General features: G+C 73.9%; 20 protein-coding genes. 11 read left to right on the top strand and 9 right to left on the bottom strand.

Annotated features, from left to right (window positions below):
- Positions 1–23: 23 nt before the first annotated feature.
- A complete protein-coding gene (locus ACIQFX_RS16370; protein ID WP_402463481.1) occupies positions 24–1601 on the bottom strand; it encodes an arabinogalactan endo-beta-1,4-galactanase in 1578 nt (525 codons plus the stop codon).
- 226 nt (positions 1602–1827) lie between these two features.
- The gene (locus tag ACIQFX_RS16365; RefSeq protein ID WP_402463478.1) at positions 1828–3852 is read right to left on the bottom strand and encodes a beta-galactosidase; all 2025 of its coding nucleotides are present in this window, start codon (positions 3850–3852) and stop codon (positions 1828–1830) included.
- A gap of 209 nt (positions 3853–4061) precedes the next feature.
- Here ACIQFX_RS16365 and ACIQFX_RS16360 point away from each other — a divergent pair, with 209 nt between their 5' ends.
- Genes ACIQFX_RS16360 through ACIQFX_RS16345 form a run of 4 tightly spaced genes read left to right on the top strand, consistent with a single transcriptional unit; the run spans position 4062 to position 8294 of the window.
- On the top strand, positions 4062–5375 hold the full coding sequence (locus tag ACIQFX_RS16360) for an ABC transporter substrate-binding protein (protein WP_402463475.1): 1314 nt from the start codon (positions 4062–4064) through the stop codon (positions 5373–5375).
- Positions 5372–6304, top strand: coding sequence for a carbohydrate ABC transporter permease (locus tag ACIQFX_RS16355; RefSeq protein WP_402463472.1), 933 nt, complete (start codon positions 5372–5374; stop codon positions 6302–6304). The genes ACIQFX_RS16360 and ACIQFX_RS16355 overlap by 4 nt, the downstream gene beginning before the upstream one ends.
- Positions 6301–7239 carry a carbohydrate ABC transporter permease gene (locus tag ACIQFX_RS16350; protein WP_402463469.1) on the top strand — a complete coding sequence of 313 codons (939 nt, stop codon included), beginning with the start codon at positions 6301–6303 and terminating at the stop codon, positions 7237–7239. The genes ACIQFX_RS16355 and ACIQFX_RS16350 overlap by 4 nt, the downstream gene beginning before the upstream one ends.
- Positions 7240–7268: 29 nt before the next feature.
- Positions 7269–8294: a LacI family DNA-binding transcriptional regulator gene (locus ACIQFX_RS16345; RefSeq protein ID WP_402463466.1), complete on the top strand. Its 1026-nt coding sequence runs from the start codon at positions 7269–7271 to the stop codon at positions 8292–8294.
- A 70-nt stretch (positions 8295–8364) separates the two neighbouring features.
- Here the strand turns inward: ACIQFX_RS16345 and ACIQFX_RS16340 are convergent, their stop codons facing one another.
- The 4 genes from ACIQFX_RS16340 to xylA all read right to left on the bottom strand — a co-directional run bounded on the left by ACIQFX_RS16340 (position 8365) and on the right by xylA (position 12790).
- Entirely contained in the window at positions 8365–9105 is a 741-nt protein-coding gene (locus ACIQFX_RS16340; protein ID WP_402463463.1) for a lactate utilization protein C, read from the bottom strand.
- A complete protein-coding gene (locus ACIQFX_RS16335; RefSeq protein WP_402463841.1) occupies positions 9102–10505 on the bottom strand; it encodes a LutB/LldF family L-lactate oxidation iron-sulfur protein in 1404 nt (467 codons plus the stop codon). Before ACIQFX_RS16335 ends, ACIQFX_RS16340 begins: the two co-directional genes overlap by 4 nt.
- Before the next feature lie 71 nt (positions 10506–10576).
- On the bottom strand, positions 10577–11293 hold the full coding sequence (locus tag ACIQFX_RS16330) for a (Fe-S)-binding protein (RefSeq protein ID WP_402463839.1): 717 nt from the start codon (positions 11291–11293) through the stop codon (positions 10577–10579).
- 327 nt (positions 11294–11620) lie between these two features.
- The gene (gene xylA, locus ACIQFX_RS16325; protein ID WP_402463460.1) at positions 11621–12790 is read right to left on the bottom strand and encodes a xylose isomerase; all 1170 of its coding nucleotides are present in this window, start codon (positions 12788–12790) and stop codon (positions 11621–11623) included.
- A gap of 111 nt (positions 12791–12901) precedes the next feature.
- On the opposite strand from xylA, the gene ACIQFX_RS16320 reads away from it, so the two are divergent.
- From ACIQFX_RS16320 to ACIQFX_RS16305, 4 genes are all read left to right on the top strand, one after another.
- On the top strand, positions 12902–14719 hold the full coding sequence (locus ACIQFX_RS16320) for an FGGY family carbohydrate kinase (protein ID WP_402463457.1): 1818 nt from the start codon (positions 12902–12904) through the stop codon (positions 14717–14719).
- A gap of 137 nt (positions 14720–14856) precedes the next feature.
- On the top strand, positions 14857–15441 hold the full coding sequence (locus tag ACIQFX_RS16315) for a hypothetical protein (RefSeq protein ID WP_402463455.1): 585 nt from the start codon (positions 14857–14859) through the stop codon (positions 15439–15441).
- 139 nt (positions 15442–15580) lie between these two features.
- Positions 15581–15811, top strand: a complete 231-nt coding sequence (locus ACIQFX_RS16310; RefSeq protein WP_402463452.1) for a hypothetical protein — start codon at positions 15581–15583, stop codon at positions 15809–15811.
- Between the two features lie 120 nt (positions 15812–15931).
- Positions 15932–17185, top strand: coding sequence for a serine hydrolase domain-containing protein (locus tag ACIQFX_RS16305; protein WP_402463449.1), 1254 nt, complete (start codon positions 15932–15934; stop codon positions 17183–17185).
- Positions 17186–17293: 108 nt separating this feature from the next.
- On the opposite strand, the gene ACIQFX_RS16300 is transcribed toward ACIQFX_RS16305, so the two are convergent.
- The gene (locus tag ACIQFX_RS16300) at positions 17294–18238 is read right to left on the bottom strand and encodes a ketopantoate reductase family protein (protein WP_402463446.1); all 945 of its coding nucleotides are present in this window, start codon (positions 18236–18238) and stop codon (positions 17294–17296) included.
- Positions 18235–18807, bottom strand: coding sequence for a winged helix-turn-helix transcriptional regulator (locus tag ACIQFX_RS16295; protein WP_402463443.1), 573 nt, complete (start codon positions 18805–18807; stop codon positions 18235–18237). Before ACIQFX_RS16295 ends, ACIQFX_RS16300 begins: the two co-directional genes overlap by 4 nt.
- Before the next feature lie 80 nt (positions 18808–18887).
- On the opposite strand from ACIQFX_RS16295, the gene ACIQFX_RS16290 reads away from it, so the two are divergent.
- Positions 18888–20096 (top strand): ROK family protein, encoded by a 1209-nt coding sequence (locus ACIQFX_RS16290; protein WP_402463440.1) that lies wholly within the window; start codon positions 18888–18890, stop codon positions 20094–20096.
- Positions 20097–20288: 192 nt separating this feature from the next.
- Here the strand turns inward: ACIQFX_RS16290 and ACIQFX_RS16285 are convergent, their stop codons facing one another.
- Complete coding sequence (locus ACIQFX_RS16285) at positions 20289–21110, bottom strand: MBL fold metallo-hydrolase (protein WP_402463437.1); 822 nt, start codon at positions 21108–21110, stop codon at positions 20289–20291.
- 107 nt (positions 21111–21217) lie between these two features.
- Here ACIQFX_RS16285 and ACIQFX_RS16280 point away from each other — a divergent pair, with 107 nt between their 5' ends.
- Both ACIQFX_RS16280 and ACIQFX_RS16275 read left to right on the top strand, forming a co-directional pair.
- Positions 21218–22693: an ABC transporter permease gene (locus ACIQFX_RS16280; RefSeq protein WP_402463434.1), complete on the top strand. Its 1476-nt coding sequence runs from the start codon at positions 21218–21220 to the stop codon at positions 22691–22693.
- Positions 22694–22770: 77 nt separating this feature from the next.
- Positions 22771–23478, top strand: a complete 708-nt coding sequence (locus ACIQFX_RS16275; protein ID WP_402463431.1) for an ABC transporter ATP-binding protein — start codon at positions 22771–22773, stop codon at positions 23476–23478.
- The last annotated feature ends 74 nt before the right edge of the window (positions 23479–23552 follow it).

Below are 23552 nucleotides of genomic sequence, written 5' to 3'. Positions count from 1 at the left end.
GCCCCTTCTCTCGGTGATGCGGATCAGCGGTGGGCCAGCCAGGCCGCCGCCGGGAGCAGCCTGCTGTCGTAGTCGAAGAGGGCCTGGTTCTCCCAGCCGTTGCCGGACGCGGGGTCGGCCGGGTCCCAGCCGTTGCCCGTCACGGCCGTCCACGCCGGCTCCCAGTAGACGACGCCGAGGCCGCGGCCGTTCGGCACCGCCTCGACGACGTTCATGACGTCCCGCAGCCACGCCGACTGGCCGGCGCTGCTCGCCGGGTAGCCGGCGACGAGTTCGCCCGCCAGGTCGATGATGTTCTCGTGGCCGTCCTCGCTGTCCAGGCGGAACGGGTAGGCGGTCTCCGCGACCAGCACCTTCTTGCCGTAGCGGGCGGAGATGTCGTCCAGGTTGGCCTGGAGCGAGGACAGGGCGCCGTGCCAGTAGCCGTAGAAGGACAGGGCGATCACGTCGTAACTGACGCCCTGCGCAGTCGCGTTGTCGAACCAGGTGCGGTAGAGGGCGTTGTCGCCGCCGTGGGCGAGGTGCAGCGCGATCTGGGTGCTGGACGAGACGGTCTTGGCGGCGGAGATGCCGGACTTCAGCAGCCCGGCGAGCTGCGACCAGTTGGACGTCGAGCCCTCGGGCCAGAGCATGCCGGTGTTGATCTCGTTGCCGATCTGCACCATGTCGGCCGTGGTGCCCTGCGCCTTGAGGGCGTTGAGGACGTCGTACGTGTGGTCGTAGACGTCCGTCTTGAGCTGGCCGTACGAGTGGCCCGACCAGGCGGCGGGCTTGGTCTGGGCGCCGGGGTCGGCCCATATGTCGGAGTAGTGGAAGTCGACGAGGAGCTTCATGCCCTGCGCCTTGATCTTCCGGGCGGTGGCGAGGACGCGGGCCTTGTCGTTGTAGCCGTCGGCCGGGTTCACCCACACCTTGAGGCGCCCGTAGTTGGCGCCCGCCCCCTTGAGGAGCGCGACCGCGTCACCGGTGGTGCCGGTGCTCGACCGGTAGGTCCCGCCGAGGTCCTCGCTCTTCTTGAGCGCGGAGAGGTCGACGCCCTTGACCGTGAGCCCGGTGGTGCCGCTGGTGAACGTCAGGTCGTCGACGTTGATCCAGTTCCCGGCGTTCGCGTCGGAGTTGACGCTGATCGTGCAGGCGCCGCCCGTCACCTTGATCGGCGTGACGATCCGTATCCACGTCGACGTCACCGGCAGGTCGGTGCGCTGTTCGGCGGAGCCGCAGTTGCGCAGCGCCAGGTAGGCGGAGTTCTGCCCGCCGCCCGAGCGGACCCAGGCGCTCAGCGTGTACGCGCCGTCGGCGAGCCCGGACAGGTACTGGTACGTCTCCACCTTGTACGCGGTGGACGCCCAGTGGCTCAGGCGGTAGCCGCCGCTGTGGCCGCCGGCCTCGGTGAACGAGGCGGCGTTCTGCCCGGCGGCGGAGTAGGTGGACCAGCCGGCCGGGGCGGCGGTGCCGGTGGCGTCGCTCTCGAACCCGGTGTTGGTGAGCGCGGCGGCTGCCTCGGCCCGCTGGGCCCCGGGCAGCGGGGCCAGCAGCAGAGCGGCGAGCGCCGCGGCGACGGCCGCTGCTCGCAGGCGGATGCGGCTTCGTACGGGATGCATCGTCGAGTCCCTTCGACGGTGGCCAACGAGGAATGTGGTGCGGGTGGTTCCTTACGGGTGGTACGGCTCACCCGGGGGCGGCGCAGCGGGTACCGCCGCCCCCGGGGAGATCAGGAGGTCCGGCCGGGGGCAGGGGCCGGTGACCGGCCGGTCACCGAGGGGTGACGGGCCGGCGGGTGAGGGACGCGGCCGGGCGGCCGGGTCGTACTCGGACGTCCGGACGGACTCAGGCGTCCAGGCGGACGACGCCGACGGCACCGGCCGGGACGGTGAGCCTCCCGTCGACCGGCGTGCCGGAGAGGAGTTCCGTCCCGGCGCCGTCGAGCGGCACCACGGCGTCCTCGGTGGAGTGGTTGAGCGCGAAGAGGTACCGCCGCCCGTCGTCCCCGGCGCGCCGCACGACCTCCACGTCGTGCGGGAGCGTGGTGTGCGCGGCGACACCGGCGTCCGCGCAGGCGGCGGCGACGATCGGGTCCAGCGAGGCCGCGTCCAGGCGGGTGGAGACGTACCAGGCGGTGCCCCGGCCGAGCCGGTGCCGGGTGACGGCGGGGCCGCCGGCGGCCGGCCCGTCGGCGTACGTCCACACGGTCTCGGCCCCGCGCGGCCGGACGAACTCCGTCCAGACGTCGCCGGTGAGCGTGGCGCCGTCCGGCCCGGAGACCGTCACGCGCTGGTCGTCGAGGAGCGGGGACCACTCCTCGACGGTGAGCCCGAGGACGTCCCGCAGCGCGCCCGGGTAGGCGCCGGGGTGCACGGCGTCGTGCTCGTCGACGATGCCGGAGAAGTACGAGACGACGAGCGTGCCGCCGTTCTCGACGTACTCGCGCAGGTTCCGCCCGGCGGCCTCGGTGGTGAGGTAGAGCGCGGGGACGACGACCAGGGGGTAGGCGGAGAGGTCCGCCTCGGGGTGGGCGAAGTCGACGGTGAGGTGCCGGTCGTAGAGGGTCTCGTAGAAGCTGTCGGCGCGCTCGCGGGCCTCGTGGGCCTCGGTCGGCCGCCACTCCAGGTTCTGCGCCCACCAGGAGTGCCAGTCCCACAGCACGGCGGCGTCGGGGACGGTCCGGGTGCCGCGGATCTCGGCCAGCGCGTCGAGGTCGGCCCCGAGGGCGACGACCTCGCGCCAGACCCGGGTGTCGGTGCCGCCGTGCGGGAGCATCGCGGAGTGGAACTTCTCGGCGCCCCTCCGGGACTGGCGCCACTGGAAGAACATGGCGCCCTCGGAGCCGCGGGCGACGTGGGCGAGCGAGTTGCGGGCCATCTCGCCGGGGCGCTTGGCCGGGTTGCGGGCCTGCCAGTTCACCCCGGACGTGGAGTGCTCCAGGAGCAGCCAGGGCGCGCCGCCGGCGACGGAGCGGGTGAGGTCGGCGGCCATGGCGAGGTTGACGTGGGTGCGGCGGCCGTCGGTGATCAGGTAGTGGTCGTTGGTGACGAGGTCGACCTCGCGGCCCCAGGCCCAGTAGTCGAGGGAGTCGCACTGGCTGAGCGCGGTCATGAAGTTGGTGGTGACGGGGATGCCGGGAGCGAGTTCGTGCAGGATGTCCCGTTCCCTGCGGAAGTTCTCCCGGAGGGTGGCGTCGGCGAAGCGGCGGTAGTCGAGCTGCTGTGCCGGGTTGCCGACGGTGGGGGTGGCGCGGGGCGGGTCGATCTCGTCGTACGAGGAGTAGCGCTGCCCCCAGAAGGCGGTGCCCCACGCCTCGTTCACCGCTTCCACGGAGCCGTGGGTCCGCCGGAGCCAGCGGCGGAAGTGGGCGGCGCAGTGGTCGCAGTAGCAGGCGCTGACGGGGACGCCGTACTCGTTGTGGACGTGCCAGAGGGCGAGCGCGGGGTGGCTGCCGTAGCGCCGGGCGAGTGCGGTGGTGATGTCGGCGGCGGCGGCGCGGTAGGCGGGGGAGCTGTGGCAGATCGCCCCGCGTGAGCCGTACGAGAAGCGCACGCCCTCGGCGGTGACGGGCAGGGCCTCGGGGTGGGCGCGGTAGAACCAGGCGGGCGGGGCGACGGTGGGCGTGCCCAGGTCGACCCGGATGCCGTGCTCGTGGAGCAGGTCGAGGAGGCGGTCGAGCCAGCCGAAGTCGTGGCGGCCCGGTTCGGGCTCCAGGAGGGCCCAGGAGAAGATGCCGACGCTCACCAGGGTGACGCCGGCCTCCCGCATCAGCCGGACGTCCTCCTGCCAGACGCTTTCCGGCCACTGTTCGGGGTTGTAGTCCCCGCCGAACGCGAGCCGGTGCAGGCCCTTGGGAGTGGTCTGCGGCATGAGTCTCTCCTGAAACCTCGAACGAGGGAAGTCGTGGTCGATTGGGAACGTGCACACACTCGATCTCGATGTGGCAACGCAACATAACCGCACAGGAACAACCATTGACAAGTGTCTGGAACGTTTCTCTACTGTGAACGCTCACAGACGCATGACCGGCCTCCCCGTTCGAGGGAGAGGCCCCTCTTTCGGTCAGGGAGAAGCACCCCATGCCTCACATCACGCGCCGCGGACTCGCCGCCGCCACCGCCGTCCTCCTCGGCGCCACCGCGCTCACCGCCTGCGGATCCGCCGACCCGGACGACAAGGCCGGCGCCGACTCCGGCCCCGTCTCGCTCACCTACTGGGCCTGGGCGCCCGGCATGGACAAGGTCGCGGCCCTCTGGAACGCCGAGCACCCCGACATCAAGGTCACCGTGCAGAAGCAGGCCTCCGGGGACGACCTGGTCACCAAGATCATCACCGCGACGAAGGCACACAAGGGCCCGGACCTCGTCCAGGCCGAGTACCAGGCCCTGCCGACCCTGGTCAGCAACGACTCCCTCGCCGACATCGCCTCCGAGGTCCCCGGTGTCAAGGACAGGTTCGCCCCCGGCATCTGGCAGCAGACCACCTTCGGCGGCGAAGCCGTCTACGCCCTGCCCCAGGACTCCGGCCCGCTGATGTTCTTCTACCGCAAGGACCTGTTCGAGCAGTACGGCCTCACCGTCCCCACCACCTGGGACGAGTTCGCCGCCACGGCCCGCACCCTCAAGAAGAAGGCCCCCGGCAAGTCCCTCACCACCTTCTCCGCCAACGACTCCGGCCTCTTCGCCGGCCTCTCCCAGCAGGCCGGCGCCAAGTGGTGGAGCTTCGAGGGCGACACCTGGAAGGTCGGCATCGACGACGCCGCCACCCGCAAGGTCACCGACTTCTGGGGCGGCCTCGTCGCCGAAGGCGCCGTCGACAACCAGCCCATGTACACCCCCGCCTGGAACAAGGCCATGAACTCCGGCGACCAGCTCGCCTGGGTCAGCGCCGTCTGGGCCCCCGGCGTCCTGACCACCGCCGCCCCCGACGGCAAGGGCAAGTGGGCCATGGCCCCGCTCCCGCAGTGGACCGAGGGCGAGAACACCACCGGCAGCTGGGGCGGCTCCTCCACCGCCGTCACCTCCGACTCGAAGCACAAGGCGGCCGCCGCGAAGTTCGCCGTCTGGCTGAACACCGACCCGAAGGCCCTCGAAGCCCTCGTCAAGGAGAGCGGCATCTACCCGGCCGCCACCGCCGCCCAGACCAGCGGCGCCCTCGCCAAGGCCCCCGACTACTTCACCAACCAGCCGGACTTCTACACCCGCGCCGCCGAGATAGCGAAGACCACCGCCCCGGGCGCCTGGGGCCCCAACGTCAACGTCGCCTACACCGCCTTCAAGGACGAGTTCGGCAAGGCCGCCAAGGCCAGGTCCGGCTTCGACACGGCCCTCACCGCCCTGCACGCCACCACCGTCGCGGACCTGAAGAAGCAGGGCTTCGAGGTCGCCAAGTGACCCAGCCCTCCCCGGGCGCGCGCCGGTCGTACGGGGTCAAGGCGGCCCCGTACGGCTTCCTCCTCCCCGCCGCCGTCCTCTTCGCCCTCTTCTTCGCGCTGCCCATCGGCTACGCCGTCTGGCTCAGCTTCCACAAGGTCGAGATCAAGGGTCTCGGCCTCGGCAAGGGCGCCAGGAGCGAGGTGTGGGCCGGCCTGGAGAACTACACCTCCGCCCTCACCGACTCCGCGTTCCTGCACAGCGCCCTGCGCGTCCTCGGGTACGGCGCCGTCGTCGTCCCGGTCATGCTCGGCCTCGCCCTGCTCTTCGCGCTGCTGCTCGACTCGGACCGCGTCCGGGCCCGCTCCTTCGCCCGCCTCGCGATCTTCCTGCCGTACGCCGTCCCCGGCGTCATCGCGGCCGTCCTGTGGGGCTTCCTCTACCTCCCGGCCGTCAGCCCCTTCCACTACCTCCTCGACGCCTTCGGGCTGCCGCAGCCCGACCTCATGGACGGCGGCCCGCTCTACCTCGCGATGTCCAACATCGCCGTCTGGGGCGGCACCGGCTTCAACATGATCGTCATCTACACGGCGCTGCGCTCGCTGCCCGCCGAGGTCTACGAGGCGGCGAAGCTCGACGGCTGCTCGGAACTCCGGATCGCGCTCCGGATCAAGATCCCGATGGTGGCGCCCTCGCTGGTGCTCACCTTCTTCTTCTCGATCATCGCGACCCTCCAGGTCTTCAACGAGCCCATGACGCTCAAGCCGCTCACCAACGGCATCCCCTCCGACTGGAGCCCGCTGATGAAGGTCTACAGCGACGCCTTCACCGGCGGGAACATCCACGCCGCCTCGGCCACCGCCGTCGTGCTCGCCCTCGCGACCTTCGCGCTCTCCTTCGCCCTCCTGAGGGCGTCCAACCGCCGCACCACACAAGGAGCAGGCCGATGACCGGGCTCGCCTCCCCGTCCCGCCGCGCGACGGCCCCGGCCGCCGGCACCACCCCCGGCACCTCCCAGGGCCCGCCCCCCGCCCCGGCCGGGCGCACCCCCGGCCCCCGCCGCACGGCCCTACTGCCCACGGCCGCCCTCGTCCTCGGCGCGCTGTACTGCCTGCTGCCCGTCGCCTGGGTCGTGGTCGCCGCCACCAAGTCGGGCCAGGACCTCTTCTCCACCTTCACGTTCCTGCCCGGCGACGGCCTCGCCGACAACGTCGCCGACCTGAACACGTACCGCGACGGCATCTACTGGCGCTGGATGGCCAACTCCGTCTTCTACGCGGGCCTCGGCGCCGTCCTCTCCACCGTCGTCTCCGCGTTCGCCGGCTACGCCTTCGCGACGTACCGCTTCCCCGGCCGCGAGACGTTCTTCAACGTGATCCTCACCGGCGTCCTCATGCCGCCCGTCATCCTCGCCATCCCGCAGTACCTGCTGATGGCCGAGGCCGACCTCACCGACTCCTACGCGTCGGTGCTGCTGCCGCTGATCCTCTCCCCGTACGGCGTCTACCTCGCCCGCGTCTACGCCGAGGCCGCCATCCCCGGGGAACTGGTCGAGGCCGGACGCATGGACGGCGCGGGCGAATGGCGGATCTTCCTGAGGATCGCCGTCCCCATGATGTCCCCGGGCCTGGTGACGGTCTTCCTCTTCCAGTTCGTCGCCATCTGGAACAACTTCCTGCTGCCGTTCATCATGCTCGGCGACGACGGGAAGTTCCCCATGACGGTGGGCCTGTTCACCCTCCTCAAGCAGGGCGCCAGCCAGCCCGCCCTGTACACCCTCGTCATCACCGGAGCCCTCCTCGCCGTCGTCCCGCTCATCGCGCTCTTCCTCGTCATCCAGCGCTTCTGGAGCCTCGATCTGCTCTCCGGCGCCGTAAAGTCCTGACCACAGGGGATCGAGGGGAAACACACAGCATGAGCACACCAGCGGGAAGGCGCCGACCGGCGACCATCCACGACGTGGCCCGCGAGGCAGGAGTCTCGCGCGGCACCGTCTCCCGTGTCCTCAACGGCGGCCACTACGTCAGCCCGACCGCCAAGGCGGCCGTCGACGCCGCGATCCGAAGAACGGGATACGTCGTCAACCGGCACGCCCGCTCGCTGATCACCGGCAAGTCCGACTCGGTCGCCTTCCTCCTGACCGAGCCGCAGGAGCGGTTCTTCGAGGACCCCAACTTCAACGTCCTCCTCCGCGCCTGCACCCAGGCCCTCGCCGCCCAGGACATCCCGCTCCTCCTGATGATCGCGGGCACCGAGGACGAGCGCCGCCGCAACCTCCGCTACATCGAGGCCGGCCACGTCGACGGCGTCCTCCTCGTCTCCAGCCACTCCGGCGACCCGGTGGTGGCCCGGCTGCACGAGGCCGGCGTCCCCGTCGTCGCCTGCGGCAAACCGCTCGGCCAGACCGCCAAGATCGGCTACGTCGCCGCCGACGACCGCGACGGCGCCCGCGACATGGTCCGCCACCTGTACGCCTCCGGCCGGCGCCGCATCGCCACCGTCACCGGCCCCCTCGACACGCCCGGCGGCGTCGAGCGCCTCGCCGGCTACCGCGAGACCCTCGCCGAGGTCGGCCTGCCCGTCGACGAGACCCTCGTCGCCACCGGCGACTACAGCCGCGCCAGCGGCGAGGACGCGGCCCGCGACCTCCTGGAGCGCGCCCCGGACATCGACGCCGTCTTCGTCGCCTCCGACCTCATGGCGCAGGGCGTCCTCGACACCCTCGCCCGCGCCGGCCGGCGCGTCCCCGAGGACATCGCCGTCGGCGGCTTCGACGACTCCCCGGCCGCCGTCTCGTCCCGCCCCTCGCTGACCACCATCCGCCAGCCCTGGGACCGGATCAGCACCGAGATGGTCCGCACCCTCCTGGCCCGCATAGCGGGCGAGGAACCGGCGGCCGTCATCCTCCCGACGGAACTCGTCCGCCGCGAGTCCGCCTGACCGGCGGGCCGCCCCCGGCGCACCCGCGCGGCGCACGGCCGGACTCCTCACGGAGCCCGGCCGTGCGCCGTCATCCGCCGACCACCAGGACCACTTCCAGCGTGCGGGGCCCGTGCACCCCCTCCACCCGGTCCAGCTCGATGTCGCTCGTCGCCGACGGCCCCGAGATCCACGTCAGCGCACGCCCCGGGTCGAGCCGGGGAAGCGCCCGTGGCACCGACGCCACCACCTGCGCGGGCGCCCGCACCACGCACACGTGCAGATCGGGCACGAGCGTGAGGGCCCGCCGCCCCTGCCCCGCACCGCCGTCGAGGACGATCGTCCCCGTCTCCGCGACCGCCAGCGCGCAGCCCGTCACCACGGCGTCGGCGGCGTCGAGCTCGTACGGGCTCAGCTCGGGCCCGTCGGTCCGCCGCTCCGCCTCCGTCGCCGCGAGCCACGCGTCGGGCAGCCCCGGCGGGACGACGACACTGCGCGCGCCGTGCTCCGCGAGCAGCCGGGCGACGAGCCCGGCCAGTCCGTCCGGCGCCGTCCGGTGCACACGGGCCCGGTAGTCCGCGAGGTTCTCGTGGAGCAGGTCGAGGACGGCGTCCGGGTCGTCCGCGACGTGCTCGGTGCGGTAGGCGCGGACCACCTCGGGCGCCTCCGGGGCGTCGGCGACGGCGGCGCGGATCCGCGCCAGGATCCGCGCGCGGGAGTCGGCCGCACGAGGTTCGTTTACTGGCGGTTCCTCCACGGGCGGTTCGTCCGTGCGCGGTTCCTTCACGGGTGTCTCGTTCGTGCGCGCCTCGTTCGTGCGCGGATCCGTCATGTGCGGTTCCTCTTCCACCAGTCGCGGAACGGTGCGGCGGGTACGTCGGGCAGGTCGCGGTGGTTTGACCACGGGCCGACGCCGGGGCCCGGCAGCCGCTTGGGGTGGAGGGCGCGGGTGGCGGAGGCGAGGCGCTCGGCCGCCGCGAGCGCGTTCGGGTGGTCGAGGAGCCAGGTGGAGGCCTTGACGGCGGCCTTCTCCGGTCGGTGGCCGCGGCCGCCCTGGTCGGCGACCCGCTCGCGCAGGTGGACCAGGACCTCGGGGATGTCGATGGCGACCGGGCACACCTCGTAGCAGGCGCCGCAGAGCGAGGAGGCGTAGGGGAGGGAGGCGTCGACCGCGCTCGTCGTGCCCCGGAGCTGCGGGGTGAGGATGGCGCCGATGGGTCCGGGGTAGACGGAGCCGTACGCGTGTCCGCCGGCCCGCTCGTACACCGGGCAGACGTTGAGGCAGGCCGAGCAGCGGATGCAGCGCAGGGCCTGCCGTCCCACCTCGTCGGCGAGGGCGTCGGTGCGGCCGTTGTCGAGGAGGACCAGGTGGAAGGCGCGCGGCCCGTCGCCGTCCGTCGTGCCGGTCCACATGCTGGTGTACGGGTTCATGCGCTCGGCCGTCGAGGAGCGGGGGAGCGTCTGGAGGAACACCTCCAGGTCGCGCCAGGTCGGCACCACCTTCTCGATGCCGACGACGGAGACGAGGGTCTCGGGAAGCGTCAGGCACATGCGGCCGTTGCCCTCGGACTCGACGACGACGAGGGTGCCGGTCTCGGCGACCATGAAGTTCGCCCCGGAGATCCCGACCTTGGCCCGCAGGAACTTCTCCCGCAGGTGCAGCCGCGCGGCCTCGGCGAGTTCGGCCGGGGCGTCGGTCAGTCCCTCCGGCGCGGGACGTCCCCAACTCCCCATCTTCTCGCGGAAGATGTCGCGGATCTCGCCGCGGTTGCGGTGGATCGCGGGCACCAGGATGTGTGACGGGCGGTCGTCGCCGAGCTGCACGATGAGCTCCGCGAGGTCCGTCTCGTACGCGGCGATGCCCTCGGCCTCCAGGTGCTCGTTGAGCCCGATCTCCTGGGTGGCCATCGACTTGACCTTGACGACCTCCGTCTCGCCGGTGGCCCTCACCAGCTCCGTGACGATCCGGTTCGCCTCGGCGGCGTCCGCCGCCCAGTGCACGGTGCCGCCGGCGGCCGTCACCGCCTCCTCCAACTGGAGCAGGTACGTGTCGAGGTGACGGAGCGTCCGGTCCTTGATCTCCTTCCCCGCCCGACGCAGCGCGGCCCAGTCGTCCAGCTCGGCCACCGCGCGCGCACGCTTGTCCCGGATGGTGTGCGTGGCGTGCCGGAGGTTCGCCCGCAGGGTCGGGTCGCCGACCGCCGTGCGCGCCGCCTCCGGGAAGGACGGCATGCCGACGAAGGCCCGCCCGTCGCCCGACCACCGCCCCTCATTGTGGGCCGACGCGCGCCCCTTCCCGTCGCTCATCGCCAGGGCTCCTCTTCGGTGCTCGCCAGGATCTCCGCCAGGTGCAGCGCCCGCAGCGGCGCCGCCCGCCGCCTCAGCATCCCGCCCACGTGCAGCAGACAGGAGTTGTCCGCGCCGCACAGCACCTCGGCGCCGGTGGACAGCGCGTTCGCGATCTTGTCGGAGCCCATCGCCGCCGAGACGTCCGGGTTCTTCACCGCGAAGGTGCCGCCGAAGCCGCAGCACTCCTCGGCACCGGGCAGCTCCACGAGCTCCAGGCCCTTCACCGCTCCGAGGAGCCGCCGCGGCCGCTCCCCGAGCCCGAGCATCCGCAGTCCGTGACAGGACGGGTGGTAGGTGACCTTGTGCGGGAAGTACGCGCCGACGTCCGTCACCCCCAGGACGTCCACGAGGAACTCCGTCAGCTCGTACGTCCGCGGGCCCAGTCCCGCCGCCTCCGCCCCGAACCCCGGGTAGTGGTGGCGGACCATCGCCGCGCACGAGCCGGACGGGGTGACCACGTGGTCGTACCCCTCGAAGGCCCGGACCGTGCGGCGTACCAGCGGCGCGGTCTCGGCACGGTAGCCGGTGTTGAACTGGGGCTGCCCGCAGCAGCTCTGCGCGGCGGGGAAGTCGACGTCCACGCCCAGCCGTTCGAGGAGCCGGACCGTGGCCACGCCCGTCGTCGGGAAGACGGCGTCGTTGACGCAGGTGACGAAGAGGGCGACGCGCATCACGGGTTCCTCGCGGACGGCTCGGGCGGCGCCCGCGTCCCGGGCGGCACGGGCGGCAGGGCCATTCTGCGGTACGCGACGGCGCGTCGGCCGGGTACGCGCCACGGGCGCGCGCATCGCGACGAGGCCGCCGACCGGGCCGGCGGCGCGCGCCCGGACGAGGACGGTGCCCAGCGCGGTGGCCGCCACGGGGCGGGCGACCGGGCGGCCGGGCGGCCGACCACCGGGCGCCGGCACCGGCACCGGCACGTGGTGCTCCGGCCGGAACCGGCCGTCCGCGCCCGCCGGCCGCCGCCTGCCCTCTGCCGACCCTCGGCGCGAGGCCCCTCAGCGCACCCCGAGCAGGTGCTCCAGGGCCAGTTGGTCGAGGTGCTCGAAGGCCATCGAGCGCGCCGCGGCCGCGTCCGGGTCGAACGTCTCGTACGCGGTGGGGTCGGCGAGCAGCCCCGCGAGACCGTCGGCCGCCGTGGGGACGGCGAGCTCGGGCAGCCGGGAGGCGGCGAGCGCCGCCACGACGTCGGGGTCGGCGCGGAAGGCCGCCGCGCGCTCCTTGAGGACCAGGTAGTTGCGCATGCAGTTCCGCGCGGACTCCCACACCCCGTCGAAGCCGTCCGTGCGCGCCGGCTTGAAGTCGAAGTGGCGCGGCCCCTCGTACCCGGCCGACTCGAGCAGGTCCACCAGCCAGAACGCCTGCCGCAGATCGCCCGCCCCGAAGCGGAAGTCCTGGTCGTACTTGATGCCCGACTGGCCGTTGAGGTCGATGTGGAAGAGCTTGCCCGCCCACAGCGCCTGCGCGATGCCGTGCGGGAAGTTGAGGCCGGCCATCTGCTCGTGACCGGTCTCCGGGTTCACGCCGACCAGGTCGGGGCGGTCGAGCCGCTCGATGAAGGCGAGCGCGTGCCCGACGGTGGGCAGCAGGATGTCGCCGCGCGGCTCGTTCGGCTTCGGCTCGATCGCGAAGCGCAGGTCGTAGCCCTGCTCGGTGACGTACTGGCCGAGCAGGTCGAAGGCCTCCTTCATGCGGTCGAGCGCGACCCGGACGTCCTTCGCCGCGCCGGACTCGGCGCCCTCCCGGCCGCCCCACGCCACGTAGACGGTGGCGCCCAGCTCGACGGCCAGGTCGATGTTCCGCAGCGTCTTGCGCAGCGCGAAGCGGCGCACGTCCCGGTCGTTGGCGGTGAAGGCGCCGTCCTTGAAGACGGGGTGGGTGAAGAGGTTCGTGGTCGCCATCGGCACCGCGAGCCCGGTGCGGTCCAGGGCGGCCCGGAAGCGCTTGACGGCCGTGTCGCGCTCGGCCTCCGCGGCGCCGAAGGGAATGAGGTCGTCGTCGTGGAAGGTGATGCCGTACGCGCCCAGTCCGGCGAGCCGCTCGACCGCCTCCACCGGGTCGAGGGCGGGGCGGGTGGCCTCGCCGAACGGGTCGCGTCCCTGCCAGCCGACGGTCCACAGACCGAAGGTGAACCGGTCCTCGGGGGTGGGGGAGAAGGGCTCCGTCATGGTCTCTCCTTGCATCCTTGCTCTGGCCGCCGGATTTGTTTTCTGAGATAACTAATACGGGACGGGGCCGCTCGGCGCCAGCCCCGACGAGCAGAGAGATGAGGTGAGGGCGTGCCCGTGAGCCGCTCTGTCGTGATCGGCGTGGACAGCTCCACACAGTCCACCAAGGCCGCCGCGGTCGACGCGGAGACCGGCGAACTCCTCGCCGTGGGCCGCGCCCCGCACACCGTCACCGGCACCGGGGGTGCCCGCGAGAGCGACCCCGACGAGTGGTGGACCGCCCTCGTCACGGCCGTCCGCGCGGCCGTACGGCAAGCCGGCGTCCCCGCCGCCTCCGTCACCGGCATCGCCGTCGCCGGCCAGCAGCACGGCCTCGTCACCCTCGGCCCCGACGGCCGCCCCCTGCGCCCCGCCCTCCTCTGGAACGACACCCGCTCCGCCCCCCAGGCCGCCGCCCTCGCCGCCCGCCTCGGCGGCCCCGCCTCCTGGTCCGCGCGCACCGGCTCCGTCCCCGTCGCCTCCATGACCGCCGCCAAATGGCAGTGGCTCCGCGAACACGAACCCACCCAGGCCGCCGCCACCACCGCCGTCCGCCTCCCCCACGACCACCTCACCGAACGCCTCACCGGCCTCGCCGTCACCGACCCCGGCGACGCCTCGGGCACCTGCTGGTACGGGGTGGGGGGAGGGGGCGCGGGCGGCACGGACGGAGCGGACGGCGCGGGGGGAGGGGCGGGCGGCTCGGGCGGCCCGGGTAGTGGCTCCCGCCCCGGGAGCGCTTCCGGCGGGGGAGCCCCGCCCGGCTTCCCTGGCGCGCCCGGCCTCGCCGGCGAGGCCGGCACCGGCACCGCGCCCGCCCCCGGCGCAACCGGCGCCTACGGATCCGGGGCGGGAGACGCCACCGCACCCGCCGCCGCCCTTGCCTCCGGTGCCGCATCCGCCGCCGTGCCTGCCTCAGGCGCCGCGTCCGCCGCCGCCCCTGCCTCAGGCGCCGCGTCCGGCGGATCCGCCCCCGCCGCCGCCCCCGGCGCCTACGACCCCGAGATCCTCGACCTCCTCGGCCTCGACCCGGCCCTGCTCCCCGCCGTGGCCCCGTCCGGCGCGACCCGCGTCGGCACGCTCACCGCGGCGGCCGCGGACGCCCTCGGTCTGCCGCGCGGCGTCGTCGTGGCCGCCGGGACCGGGGACAACATGGCGGCCGCCGTGGGCCTCGGGCTCGGCGGGGCGGGGCTGCTCGACCACCCGGTCGTCAGCCTCGGCACGTCGGGCACGGTCTTCGCCGCGACCCGGACCCGCCCGACGGACCCCGGACTTGCCGGGTTCGCGGCCACCGACGGCACGTACCTGCCGCTCGGGTGCACGCTCAACTGCACCCTCGCCGTCGACCGGTTCGCCACCCTGCTCGGTCTGGACCGGGAGGACGCCCTGCCCGGCGAGGGAGTCGTCGTCCTGCCGTACCTCGACGGCGAGCGCACGCCCGACCTGCCCCACGCGGCCGGGCTCGTCACCGGCCTCCGGCACGGCACGGACCCCCGCGCGATCCTCGGGGCCGCCTACGAGGGCGCGGCCTTCACCGTGCTCCGCGCCCTCGACGGACTCCTCGCCGCCTGCGGCCTCGACCCCTCGGACCCCGAGGTGCGCGCCCGCCCGCTGCGCCTCGTCGGCGGCGGTGCGCGCGGCCTGGCCTGGACCGAGACCGTCCGCCGACTCTCCGGGCGCCCCGTCGTCGTCCCGGCCGCCGACGAACTCGTCGCCCTCGGCGCCGCGGCCCTCGCCCACGGCGCCGTGACCGGTGCCGACCCCGTCGCCGTGGCCGCCGCCTGGGGCGCCGGGGCGGGCGAGGTCCTGCCTCCGCTCGCCCGCGACGACGTCGCCTGGCAGCGCATCGACGACGTGCTGACCGCCGCGGCGCCGACCCTGCTGCGCTGACGTCCGGCCCGCCCCGCGTCGGTATCAGGCCAGAACCCCGACCTCCTGCCTCGGCCGGGCCCCGTTGCTCTAGGGTCGACTGATCAGTCATCAGGAAGCAGGGGGCCAGGGGGAGTTCCGTGCGAGGGGGGAGTCCCATGTCCAAGTCCGCGATGCCGGGCGCGGTGGTCGTCGCCGTCGCCCTGGCCGCGCTGAGCGTGTCCTGCGGCACGGCCGACAAGAACGACGCGGGCGGGCCGACGGCGAGCTCCCCGGCCGGCACGACCGCGACGACGAACGCGCCCGCCCCGACCGCCGTACCCGCCCAGACGTCGCCGACCGCCCAGGAGACCGGCGGACCGGCCGCCGACGCGGGCGGCACGGGCGAGGCGGGCACGGCGCCGAGCTCGGCCCCGGCGTCCGATTCGGGGCCGCCCGAGCTGGTCCGCGACGCCTTCGCCGGGCTCCAGGCGACCCGGTTCGAGTCGTGCGACGCCTCCGCGGACTGCTCGCACGTCCTCGCACGTGTCTACGACGAGCTCAAGTCCCTGGACCGGGCCATGAAGGCCGACCCGCAGGGGCCCGGCCACTTCGCCGAGCCGATCGCCCGGATCGGGCAGCTCGACGGCGAGCTCCGAGGCGACCGCTCCCCGGGGAACCTCGAGAAGCACCGGAGCCTGCTGATCGGAACCCGCGATCAGATCAACGCGTGGATGCAGGGGCATCCCGAGGACTACCGCTGACCCGCGGGGAGTCTGCTCGCCTGCCGCACGGGACCGGGAGCGGGCTACCGCTGACCCACCGAGAGTCCGTTGCCCGGTTCCCGGGGCGGTGGCGGGGAGTCCGGGCTATCGTGGCGGAGGTATCGACGGGGGAGGCACAGTGGTTGCTCTACTGATCGCGTTCGGGGTGCTCGGTGGCATCGGCGTCCTGCTGATGGTCGTGCTGCTGCGTCGTGGCACCGGCCGCACGGAGACGGCCGACGGCCTCCTCGTCGAGCAGGAGGCCCTGCGCCGGGCCCGCCACGACCGCGTGTCGTTCGGTACGACCGCCGTCCACAACTCCACCCCGACGGCGAGCGACTCGTACCGCCGCCGCGACGTCCGACCGTAGCGGGGGATCCGCCCGCGGGTACCGCCGAACGCCACTCCGGGCTGCCCCGCACGGGCGGGTCCGACCCGTCGTGCGGAGTGTTCGGACGGGACGGCGCGCGCCTGCGGACATAGTGCGGCCATGACACGCACCTCCTTCCTCAGTAGACGACCACGCGTCCGTACGGGCACCCGCAGGGCGCTCCTGTGCGCCGCGCTGCTCGCCGTCACGGCGCAGACCACCACCGTCGCACCGGCGTTCGCCGCCGGGCCGGGCGGCCACGGCCGACGTGACTGCGTGCGGACCGAACGCCCGCTCGACGGGCAGGCGCGCAAGGTCCTGGACATCACTCGCAAGGCGAAGGAGGACCTGCGGCTGAACGCCGTGGAGCTGCGGGTCACGGTCGACGGGCGGGAGGTCGTCACCGACGCGCTCGGCCAGTCCATGACCGGCGTCCCCGCCGAGCCGGACATGCACTTCCGGGCGGGCTCGGTGGCCTTCGCCCACATCGGTACGGCCCTGCTGCAGCTGGTCCAGGAGCGGAAGGTCGGCCTCGACGACACCGTGGAGCGCTGGCTCCCCGACCTGCCCAGGGCCGACGAGATCACGCTGCGGATGCTCGCGTCCAACACCAGCGGTCTGCACGACTACGTCACCGACCCGGCCTTCGGGGCCGTGCTGGGGTCCCACCCCTTCCGCGCGTGGACCCCGCAGGAGCTGCTCGCGTACCCGCTCCGCCACTCCTTCTGGTACGACCCGGGCACCAGCTGGAGCTACTCGCACGCGAACTACCTCCTCCTGGTCGCCGCGCTGGAGAAGATCACCGGCGTCCCGATCGAAGAGTTCGTCGAGGAGCGGGTCACGGGACCGCTCGGGCTGCACGACACCCGGAACAACTTCACGCCCGACATCCCGCGCCCGGTCCTCCACGCGTTCACCTCCGACCGCGGGTTCTACGAGGAGTCGACCTTCTGGAACCCGTCGTGGACCACCGCGCCGGGTGCGGTCATCACCACGCACATCTGCGACCTGGCCCGCTCCGCCGAGGCCATCGGCAGCGGGGAGCTCCTCTCGCACCGCGCCTACCGCACCCTGCTGAACCCGGGCACGGTCGGCCTGGGCGGCCAGAGCCCCACCTGCCCCGCGTCGATCTGCCTGAAGCAGACCCCCGCCAAGCACTTCGGCCTCGGCGTCATCGTCGTGAACGGCTGGGTGCTCCAGAACCCGTCGTTCTCGGGGTACGCGGCGATCCAGGCGTACCTGCCGTCGAAGCGCCTCGCCATCGCGGTCTCGACGACGAAGACCGCGACGACGCCCGACGGCAACACCGCCGAGGTCGTCGCCCAGCGCATCGCGGCCGAACTCGCCCCGGGCGTCCCGCTGTCCATCACCTGAGGAAGCCCCCGGGCCGGGCCGGCGTCCGACCCGCGGCCCACCGGGGCCCGGCTCGTCTCCCGGGCCCCCGCCGGAATCCGACGCCGGGCCCGGAATCCGGGCCCGGCGTCAGGCTCCGGGCCCGGCGTCGGCCACCGCCGTGACCCTGCGCTGGTGGATCCGCAGGTGCAGCGTCGCCAGGTCGAGGAGGGGGGTCGCGACGCCGAGGGTGCGGGCCCGGGACGTCAGGTCGCCGAAGAGGTGCTCGACCTCGGTGGGGCGGCCGGCGACGAGGTCGCGGTAGAGCGACGGCACCAGCGGCGAGCCGGGGGCGGAGACGACGGCGAGGGTGGCAGCGCGCTCGGCCTCCGGCACGGGGTGGCCGGCCGCGGCGGCGACCGCGGAGGCCTCGTCGAGGACCGCGGGGCCGAGGGCGGGTCCGCCCGGGGCGTCGTACACGTCGCCGACGGTGCCGCGCATCAGGCTGGTGACGGCGCCGAAGGTCGTGATGAACACCCACTTGTGCCACATCGCCGTGAGGACCCGCTCCGGCACCGGCGCGTCGATCCCGGCGCCTTCGAGGACGGCCCGGATCTTCTCCACCCGCGGGGAGACCGTGCCGTCCTGCTCGCCGAACGCCAGGTGGGCGAGCGGGGCGAGGCGCCGGATGTCGCCTTCGTCGTCGAGGGTGGTGACGACCTTCGCGACGCCGCCGAGGACGGCCGAGCCGCCGAAGCGGGCGTTGAGGGCGTCGAGGTGGGCGAGGCCGTTGAGGAGGGGTACGACGGCCGTGTCCGGTCCGACGGCGGGGGCGACGTCCTCGACGGCCCGGTCGAGCCCCGTGGACTTCACCGAGAGCAGGACGAGGTCGTACGGGCTGTCCAGCTCGTCGGCCGTGACCAGGCGGGGCGTCAGCACCCACTCCTCGTCGCGGCCCACGACCCGCAGCCCGCGTGCGCGGAGCGCGGCCGCGCGGGCCGGCCGCACCAGGAAGGTGACGTCCTCGCCCGCGCGGGCGAGGAAGGCGCCGAAGTAGCCTCCGGTGGCACCGGCGCCGACGACCAGGATCTTCATGGCTGTGGACCTCTCGTGGGGCGCCCCGCGGGCGCGGTGGTGGCGATCAGGGGGTGGAGCAGCCGGTGCGGGCGGGCGAGCGCCGCCGTGACGGGGTCGGCGTCCGGGCCCGGCGGGGCGAGCCCGGGGCCGGGGGTGACCAGGACGTCTGCGACCGGGACGGTGTCGCCGCAGCCGGTGCAGCGGCCCTCGGGGGTGAGCGGGGCCTCGTCGGCGGCGTGGCGGAAGACGCGGCGCGGGCCGCCGTCCGCCGCGTAGAACTCCTCGCCCCAGGCGGTGAGCGCGCGGACGGCGGGCCAGAGGGCGACGCCCTTGGGCGTGAGCGCGTACACCTCGCGGCGGCCGGTTCCCGGTTCGGGTCGGCGCTCCATGACGCCCGCCTCGGTGAGGGTGGTGAGCCGGTCGGTCAGGACGGCCCTGGGCACGGCCAGGTGCGCGGCGAACTCCCCGAACCGGCGTACCCCGTGGAACGCGTCGCGCAGGATCAGCAGGGTCCAGCGCTCACCGACGATCTCCATCGAGCGGGCGAGTGCGCAGGCCTGGCCGCGGTAGTCACGCGGAAGCGTCATGGCCGGAGCCTAGCTGACAAGAGTTCGGTGACCGAACTGTTTTCGCGCGAGCGAAACGGGCGACTAGGCTCTCGCTCACCATGAACCAGCCCACGGAACCCAAGGCCGACAAGTCGGGAGTGCGCCGGCACAACCTGAGCCTCGTCCTGCGGACCGTCCACGAGGCCGGCGAGACGACCCGCGCGGCCGTCGCGGCCCGCGTCGGGCTCACCCGGCCCGCCGTCTCGTCCCTCGTCGAGCAGCTCCTCGACCTGGGCTTCCTCGTCGAGTCGGGGAAGACGTTCAGCGGGCAGGCGGGCCGGCCCGGCACCGTCCTGAAGCCGGCCGACACCGGCTGCGCCGGACTCGGCGTCGAGATCAACGTCGACTACGTCACCGTCTGCGTCGTCGACCTCACCGGCGCCGACCGCGTCCGCCGGACCGAACGCCTCGACAACCGCGCCTCCGCCGCCGACGTCCTCTCCCGCGCCGCCCGGATCGCCGCGGAGGTCCTCGACACGGCCGCGGGGCTGCGGCTCGCCCCGGCGGGCGCCGGACTCGCGCTGCCGGGCCTCGTCTCCGGCGGCACCGTCCGGCAGGCCCCCAACCTCGGCTGGAACGAGGTCGACGCCGAACGCCTCTTCGGCGACGCCCTCACTGCGCTCCGCCCCGCCACGAAGGGCCTCGCCCTCACCTCCGACAACGAGGCCAACATGGCGGCCCTGGCCGAGCTGCGCTTCGGCACGCACGGCGACCTCCGCACCTTCCTGCACCTGACGGGCGAGATCGGCGTCGGCGGCGCGATCGTCGTCCACGGCGAACTCCTGCGCGGCGCCCACGGGTTCGCCGGCGAGATCGGACACCTGGTCGTCGACGCCGAAGGCCCCCGCTGCCGCTGCGGCTCCCGCGGCTGCCTGGAGCAGTACGCGGGCCAGGCCGCCCTCGTCGGCGCGGCCGGGGCGACCGGCGTCCCCGACCTCGTACGGCGCGCCGAGGCGGCGGACCCGCGGGCCCTGGCGGCCCTCGGTGCCGCGGGCCGCATGCTCGGCCGCGCCCTCTCCGGCGCCGTGAACCTCCTCGACCCCGAGGCCGTCGTCCTCGGCGGCATCTACCCGCAGTTGATGCCGTGGCTCGCGCCCGCCCTCGCGGCCGAACTCTCCGCCCGCGTCGTCTCCGGCCTCTGGAACCCCGACGCCGGCCGCCTGCGCCCCGCCTCTCCCGCCACCGACGCGTCCCGCGGCGCCGCCGCCCTCGTCCTCCACGACGTCCTCGCCGACCCCCTGGCCTACGCCCCGGCGGCGGCCGGCTGACCGGCACGGTGACGGTCGACCGCCCGCGCGGCGGCGCCCGTACGAGCTCCTCGCCGCGCGGCCTCGCCTCACGGGAGTCCCACCGACGGCGCCGCCCTCCGGGATTCCGGGTCCGCCGCTCCGGCCGCTGCCCGCGCTCCGGCCGCTGCCCGCGCTCCGGCCCCCGCCCCCGCTACGCCGCCCCCGGCCGCGCTACGGCGCCGCCGTCGGCGGTTCCACGAACGGCCTCGTCAGGTGCGCGGTGGCCAGGACCGCGCCGCGTGCGGCGGCCCGCGCGAGCCACTCCTCGCGGGAGGCCCGGGCGGCGGCGGGGTCCCGTTCGTGGGCGTAGGCCACGGAGGGGTCGGCGAGCTGGACGGCGTGCACGAGCAGGTCGCCGGTGACCAGCACGTCGCGACCGTCCGGCCGTTCGACGAGCACCGACTGGTGGCCGGGGGTGTGCCCGGGCGTGGGCAGCAGGGTGACGCCCGGGCGCAGCCGCCGCTCTCCCTCGACCTCCCACAACTGCCCGCCGGCGCGCAGGGGTTCCACCACCCAGGACCACACCGGGTCCTCTCGGTCGAGCGCGGCGGTCTCCGCGCGCTGGACGACGTACCGGGCGCGCGGGAAGAACGGCAGGCGGTCGGCGCCGGTCGCCCAGCCGGTGTGGTCCTCGTGCAGGTGCGTCAGGACCACGGTGTGCACGTCGTCCCGGTCGATCCCGGCCTCCGCGAGCAGGCCCGGCAGCCGGCCGGGCACGGGGCACCAGGGCGCCCCCGGTCCTTCGGCGGGGCCCACCCCGGCGTCGACCAGCGTCCAGCCCGCACCGTCCGGGTCGGCGACGGCGAAGCACCGGAAGTCCAGCCGCCACGCCCCCTCCGGCCCGAACGCGCCCGGGTCCAGCGCGGCGGCCCGCTCCCAGTCCGCGGCGACGGCCCCGGGGAACGCGTCCCGCGCCGACGTGAAGAACGTCCCGGTGGCGTCGACCAGCGCGGTCACGGGATCCATCCGGGCGAACGGCGTACGGTCGGTCATGCCGCCGACTCTCCCACCACGGGCGGGCGGTAGGCGAGCTTCCGCTCTCATCCGGCTCTCACGCGGGCCTTATCCCGTCATCACGCGCCGCCCCTACCTTCGCGCTCATGTTCTTCACCTACCTCCGGCGCGAACTGCGCCGCCGCAGAAAGGCGGCGCTCGTCGTCGCCTCCGGGCTCGCCCTCGGCATCGCGCTGGTCATCGTCGTCAACTCCGTCTCCTCCGGCATGAGCCGGGCGCAGGGCAAGGTCCTGGAATCGCTCTACGGCCTCGGCACGGACCTGACGGTGACCAAGGCCCAGGAGCGGCCCGGGAGCGGCGGGCAGGCCCAGCGGCCCCGTTTCGAGTTCCAGGGCAGGGAGGACGGGGAGGAGCAGAGCAGCGACCGGCTGATGGTCCAGGGCTTCCAGACCCTCGCGGACTCCACCGTCGCCACGGTCGCGAAGCAGCCGGGCGTCGAGCAGGCCGTGGGCGGCCTGAGCCTCGTCAACCTGAAGATCAACGGCGAGTTCAAGCGCGGTCAGATCCAGCGCGGCGAGGGGCAGCAGGCCCAGCCCGGCGGCCCGGGCGGCGGCGGGACCGGCGGCTCGGGTCCCGGCGACTCGGTCACCGGCGGCGGCGCGGCCTTCGACGTCGACTCCTTCACCCTCTACGGCACCGACGTCACCACCCCCGGCCTCGGCCCCCTCACCACCTCCACGATCTCCCAGGGCCGCACCTTCAAGACCACCGAGACCGACGCGAAGGCCGTCGTCCTCGACAGCGCCTACGCCCAGCAGCAGGGCCTGGCCGTCGGCGGGCAACTCACCGTCAAGGGAGTGAAGTTCGACATCATCGGCATCGCCACCGCCGACAGCGGCCAGTCCGCCGCCCAGGTCTACCTGCCCCTGAAGCAGGCGCAGACGCTCTCCGCCTCCGCCGCCAAGATCACCACGATCTACGTGAAGGCGACCGACTCCACCCGGATCGACGCGGTCAAGACCGCCATCCAGAAGAACGTCTCCGGCACCACCGTCACCACCTCCGCCGACCTCGCCCAGACGGTCTCCGGCTCCCTCGACACCGCCGCCGGCCTCGCGTCGAACGTCGGCAAGTGGCTCTCGTACGCGGTCCTGCTCGCCGCGGTCCTGGTCGCCGGGCTGCTCACCTCCGCCGCCGTCGGCCGCCGCGTCCGCGAGTTCGGCACGCTCAAGGCACTCGGCTGGAAGAGCGGCCGGGTCACCCGCCAGGTCGTCGGCGAAGCACTCGTCAACGGCGTCATCGGCGGCGCCCTCGGCATCGCGATCGGTCTGGCCGGCGCGTACGCCGTCACCGCCGTCAGCCCCACCCTCACCGCCGAACTCGGCGCGAGCGCCGGCGGGTTCGGCGGCCGGGGCGGCGGCATGGCCTTCGGCGGCCCGGCCGGCGGAGCCCGTACGGCCGTCGGCAGGACCGTCGACATCGCGCTCACCGCGCCGGTGAGCGCCACCACCGTGGGCCTCGCCGTCCTCCTCGCCCTCGGCGGCGGCCTCGTCGCGGGAGCCTTCGGCGCCTGGCGCGCCTCGCGGCTGCGCCCCGCGGACGCGTTGCGCCGCGTCGAGTAGCGGACCGCCCCGGGGCGCGTCCGGCCCCGAGCCGCCGGACGCGCCCGAACCCCTTCACGCACCACAGGAGTCGCAGCATGTACGAACTCATCGGCGTCACCAAGCAGTACCGGCGGGGACAGACGAGAGTCGACGCCCTCGCCGGCATCGACCTCACCCTGGAGCAGGGCGACCGCCTCGTCATCCAGGGCCCCACCGGCGGCGGCAAGTCGACGCTCCTCCAGATGCTCGGCGGCCTCGACCGCCCCACCTCCGGCCGGGTCCTGCTCGACGGAACCGACCTGGCCGGGCTCTCCGAACGCCGGCTGACCGCCGTCCGCGGCGAGAACATCGGCTTCGTCTTCCAGAGCTTCAACCTCATCCCCACCCTCACCGCCCAGGAGAACGTGGAGACCGCGCTCGTCCCGCTCGGCGTCAGGACCGCCGAGCGGCGGAGCCGGGCCGCCGAGGCGCTGGAGTCCGTGGGTCTCGGCGAACGCCTCGGACACCTGCCCTCCGAACTCTCCGGCGGTCAGCAGCAGCGCGTGGCCATCGCCCGCGCACTCGTGAAGCGCCCCAAGGTGCTGCTCGCCGACGAGCCCACCGGCAACCTCGACGAGTCGATGCGCGACGAGATCGTCGACCTGCTCGAAGGCCTCTGGAAGGAGCACGGCCTGACCTTCGTCATGGTCACCCACGACAGCGCCGTCGCCCGCCGGGCACCCCGCCTGGCCACCCTGCGCAAGGGCCGCATCACGATCCGGGAGAACCGCCCCTCGACCGTGCCGGGGTCCCCGGTGGGGTGAGACGGGGATCACTCCGCTCCCGCCGTGCTCGGCCGTACCGAACGTCACTACGGTGGCCGCGGCGCCATCGGGCC

The organism is Streptomyces sp. NPDC093089 (assembly GCF_044754405.1).
GTDB lineage: Bacteria > Actinomycetota > Actinomycetes > Streptomycetales > Streptomycetaceae > Streptomyces.
Note: the sequence above shows the minus strand (reverse complement) of the source record. Positions and strands in the feature narration are given on the sequence as shown.

Excerpts from the sequence above, each read along its gene's own strand:
- ACIQFX_RS16370 (WP_402463481.1), bottom strand. The coding sequence starts at position 1,601 with ATGCATCCCGTACGAAGCCGCATCCGCCTGCGAGCAGCGGCCGTCGCC.
- ACIQFX_RS16365 (WP_402463478.1), bottom strand. The coding sequence starts at position 3,852 with ATGCCGCAGACCACTCCCAAGGGCCTGCACCGGCTCGCGTTCGGCGGG.
- ACIQFX_RS16360 (WP_402463475.1), top strand. The coding sequence starts at position 4,062 with ATGCCTCACATCACGCGCCGCGGACTCGCCGCCGCCACCGCCGTCCTC.
- ACIQFX_RS16350 (WP_402463469.1), top strand. The coding sequence starts at position 6,301 with ATGACCGGGCTCGCCTCCCCGTCCCGCCGCGCGACGGCCCCGGCCGCC.
- ACIQFX_RS16345 (WP_402463466.1), top strand. The coding sequence starts at position 7,269 with ATGAGCACACCAGCGGGAAGGCGCCGACCGGCGACCATCCACGACGTG.
- ACIQFX_RS16340 (WP_402463463.1), bottom strand. The coding sequence starts at position 9,105 with ATGACGGATCCGCGCACGAACGAGGCGCGCACGAACGAGACACCCGTG.
- ACIQFX_RS16335 (WP_402463841.1), bottom strand. The coding sequence starts at position 10,505 with ATGCCGTCCTTCCCGGAGGCGGCGCGCACGGCGGTCGGCGACCCGACC.
- ACIQFX_RS16330 (WP_402463839.1), bottom strand. The coding sequence starts at position 11,293 with ATGCGCGTCGCCCTCTTCGTCACCTGCGTCAACGACGCCGTCTTCCCG.
- xylA (WP_402463460.1), bottom strand. The coding sequence starts at position 12,790 with ATGACGGAGCCCTTCTCCCCCACCCCCGAGGACCGGTTCACCTTCGGT.
- ACIQFX_RS16315 (WP_402463455.1), top strand. The coding sequence starts at position 14,857 with ATGTCCAAGTCCGCGATGCCGGGCGCGGTGGTCGTCGCCGTCGCCCTG.
- ACIQFX_RS16305 (WP_402463449.1), top strand. The coding sequence starts at position 15,932 with ATGACACGCACCTCCTTCCTCAGTAGACGACCACGCGTCCGTACGGGC.
- ACIQFX_RS16300 (WP_402463446.1), bottom strand. The coding sequence starts at position 18,238 with ATGAAGATCCTGGTCGTCGGCGCCGGTGCCACCGGAGGCTACTTCGGC.
- ACIQFX_RS16295 (WP_402463443.1), bottom strand. The coding sequence starts at position 18,807 with ATGACGCTTCCGCGTGACTACCGCGGCCAGGCCTGCGCACTCGCCCGC.
- ACIQFX_RS16290 (WP_402463440.1), top strand. The coding sequence starts at position 18,888 with ATGAACCAGCCCACGGAACCCAAGGCCGACAAGTCGGGAGTGCGCCGG.
- ACIQFX_RS16285 (WP_402463437.1), bottom strand. The coding sequence starts at position 21,110 with ATGACCGACCGTACGCCGTTCGCCCGGATGGATCCCGTGACCGCGCTG.
- ACIQFX_RS16280 (WP_402463434.1), top strand. The coding sequence starts at position 21,218 with ATGTTCTTCACCTACCTCCGGCGCGAACTGCGCCGCCGCAGAAAGGCG.
- ACIQFX_RS16275 (WP_402463431.1), top strand. The coding sequence starts at position 22,771 with ATGTACGAACTCATCGGCGTCACCAAGCAGTACCGGCGGGGACAGACG.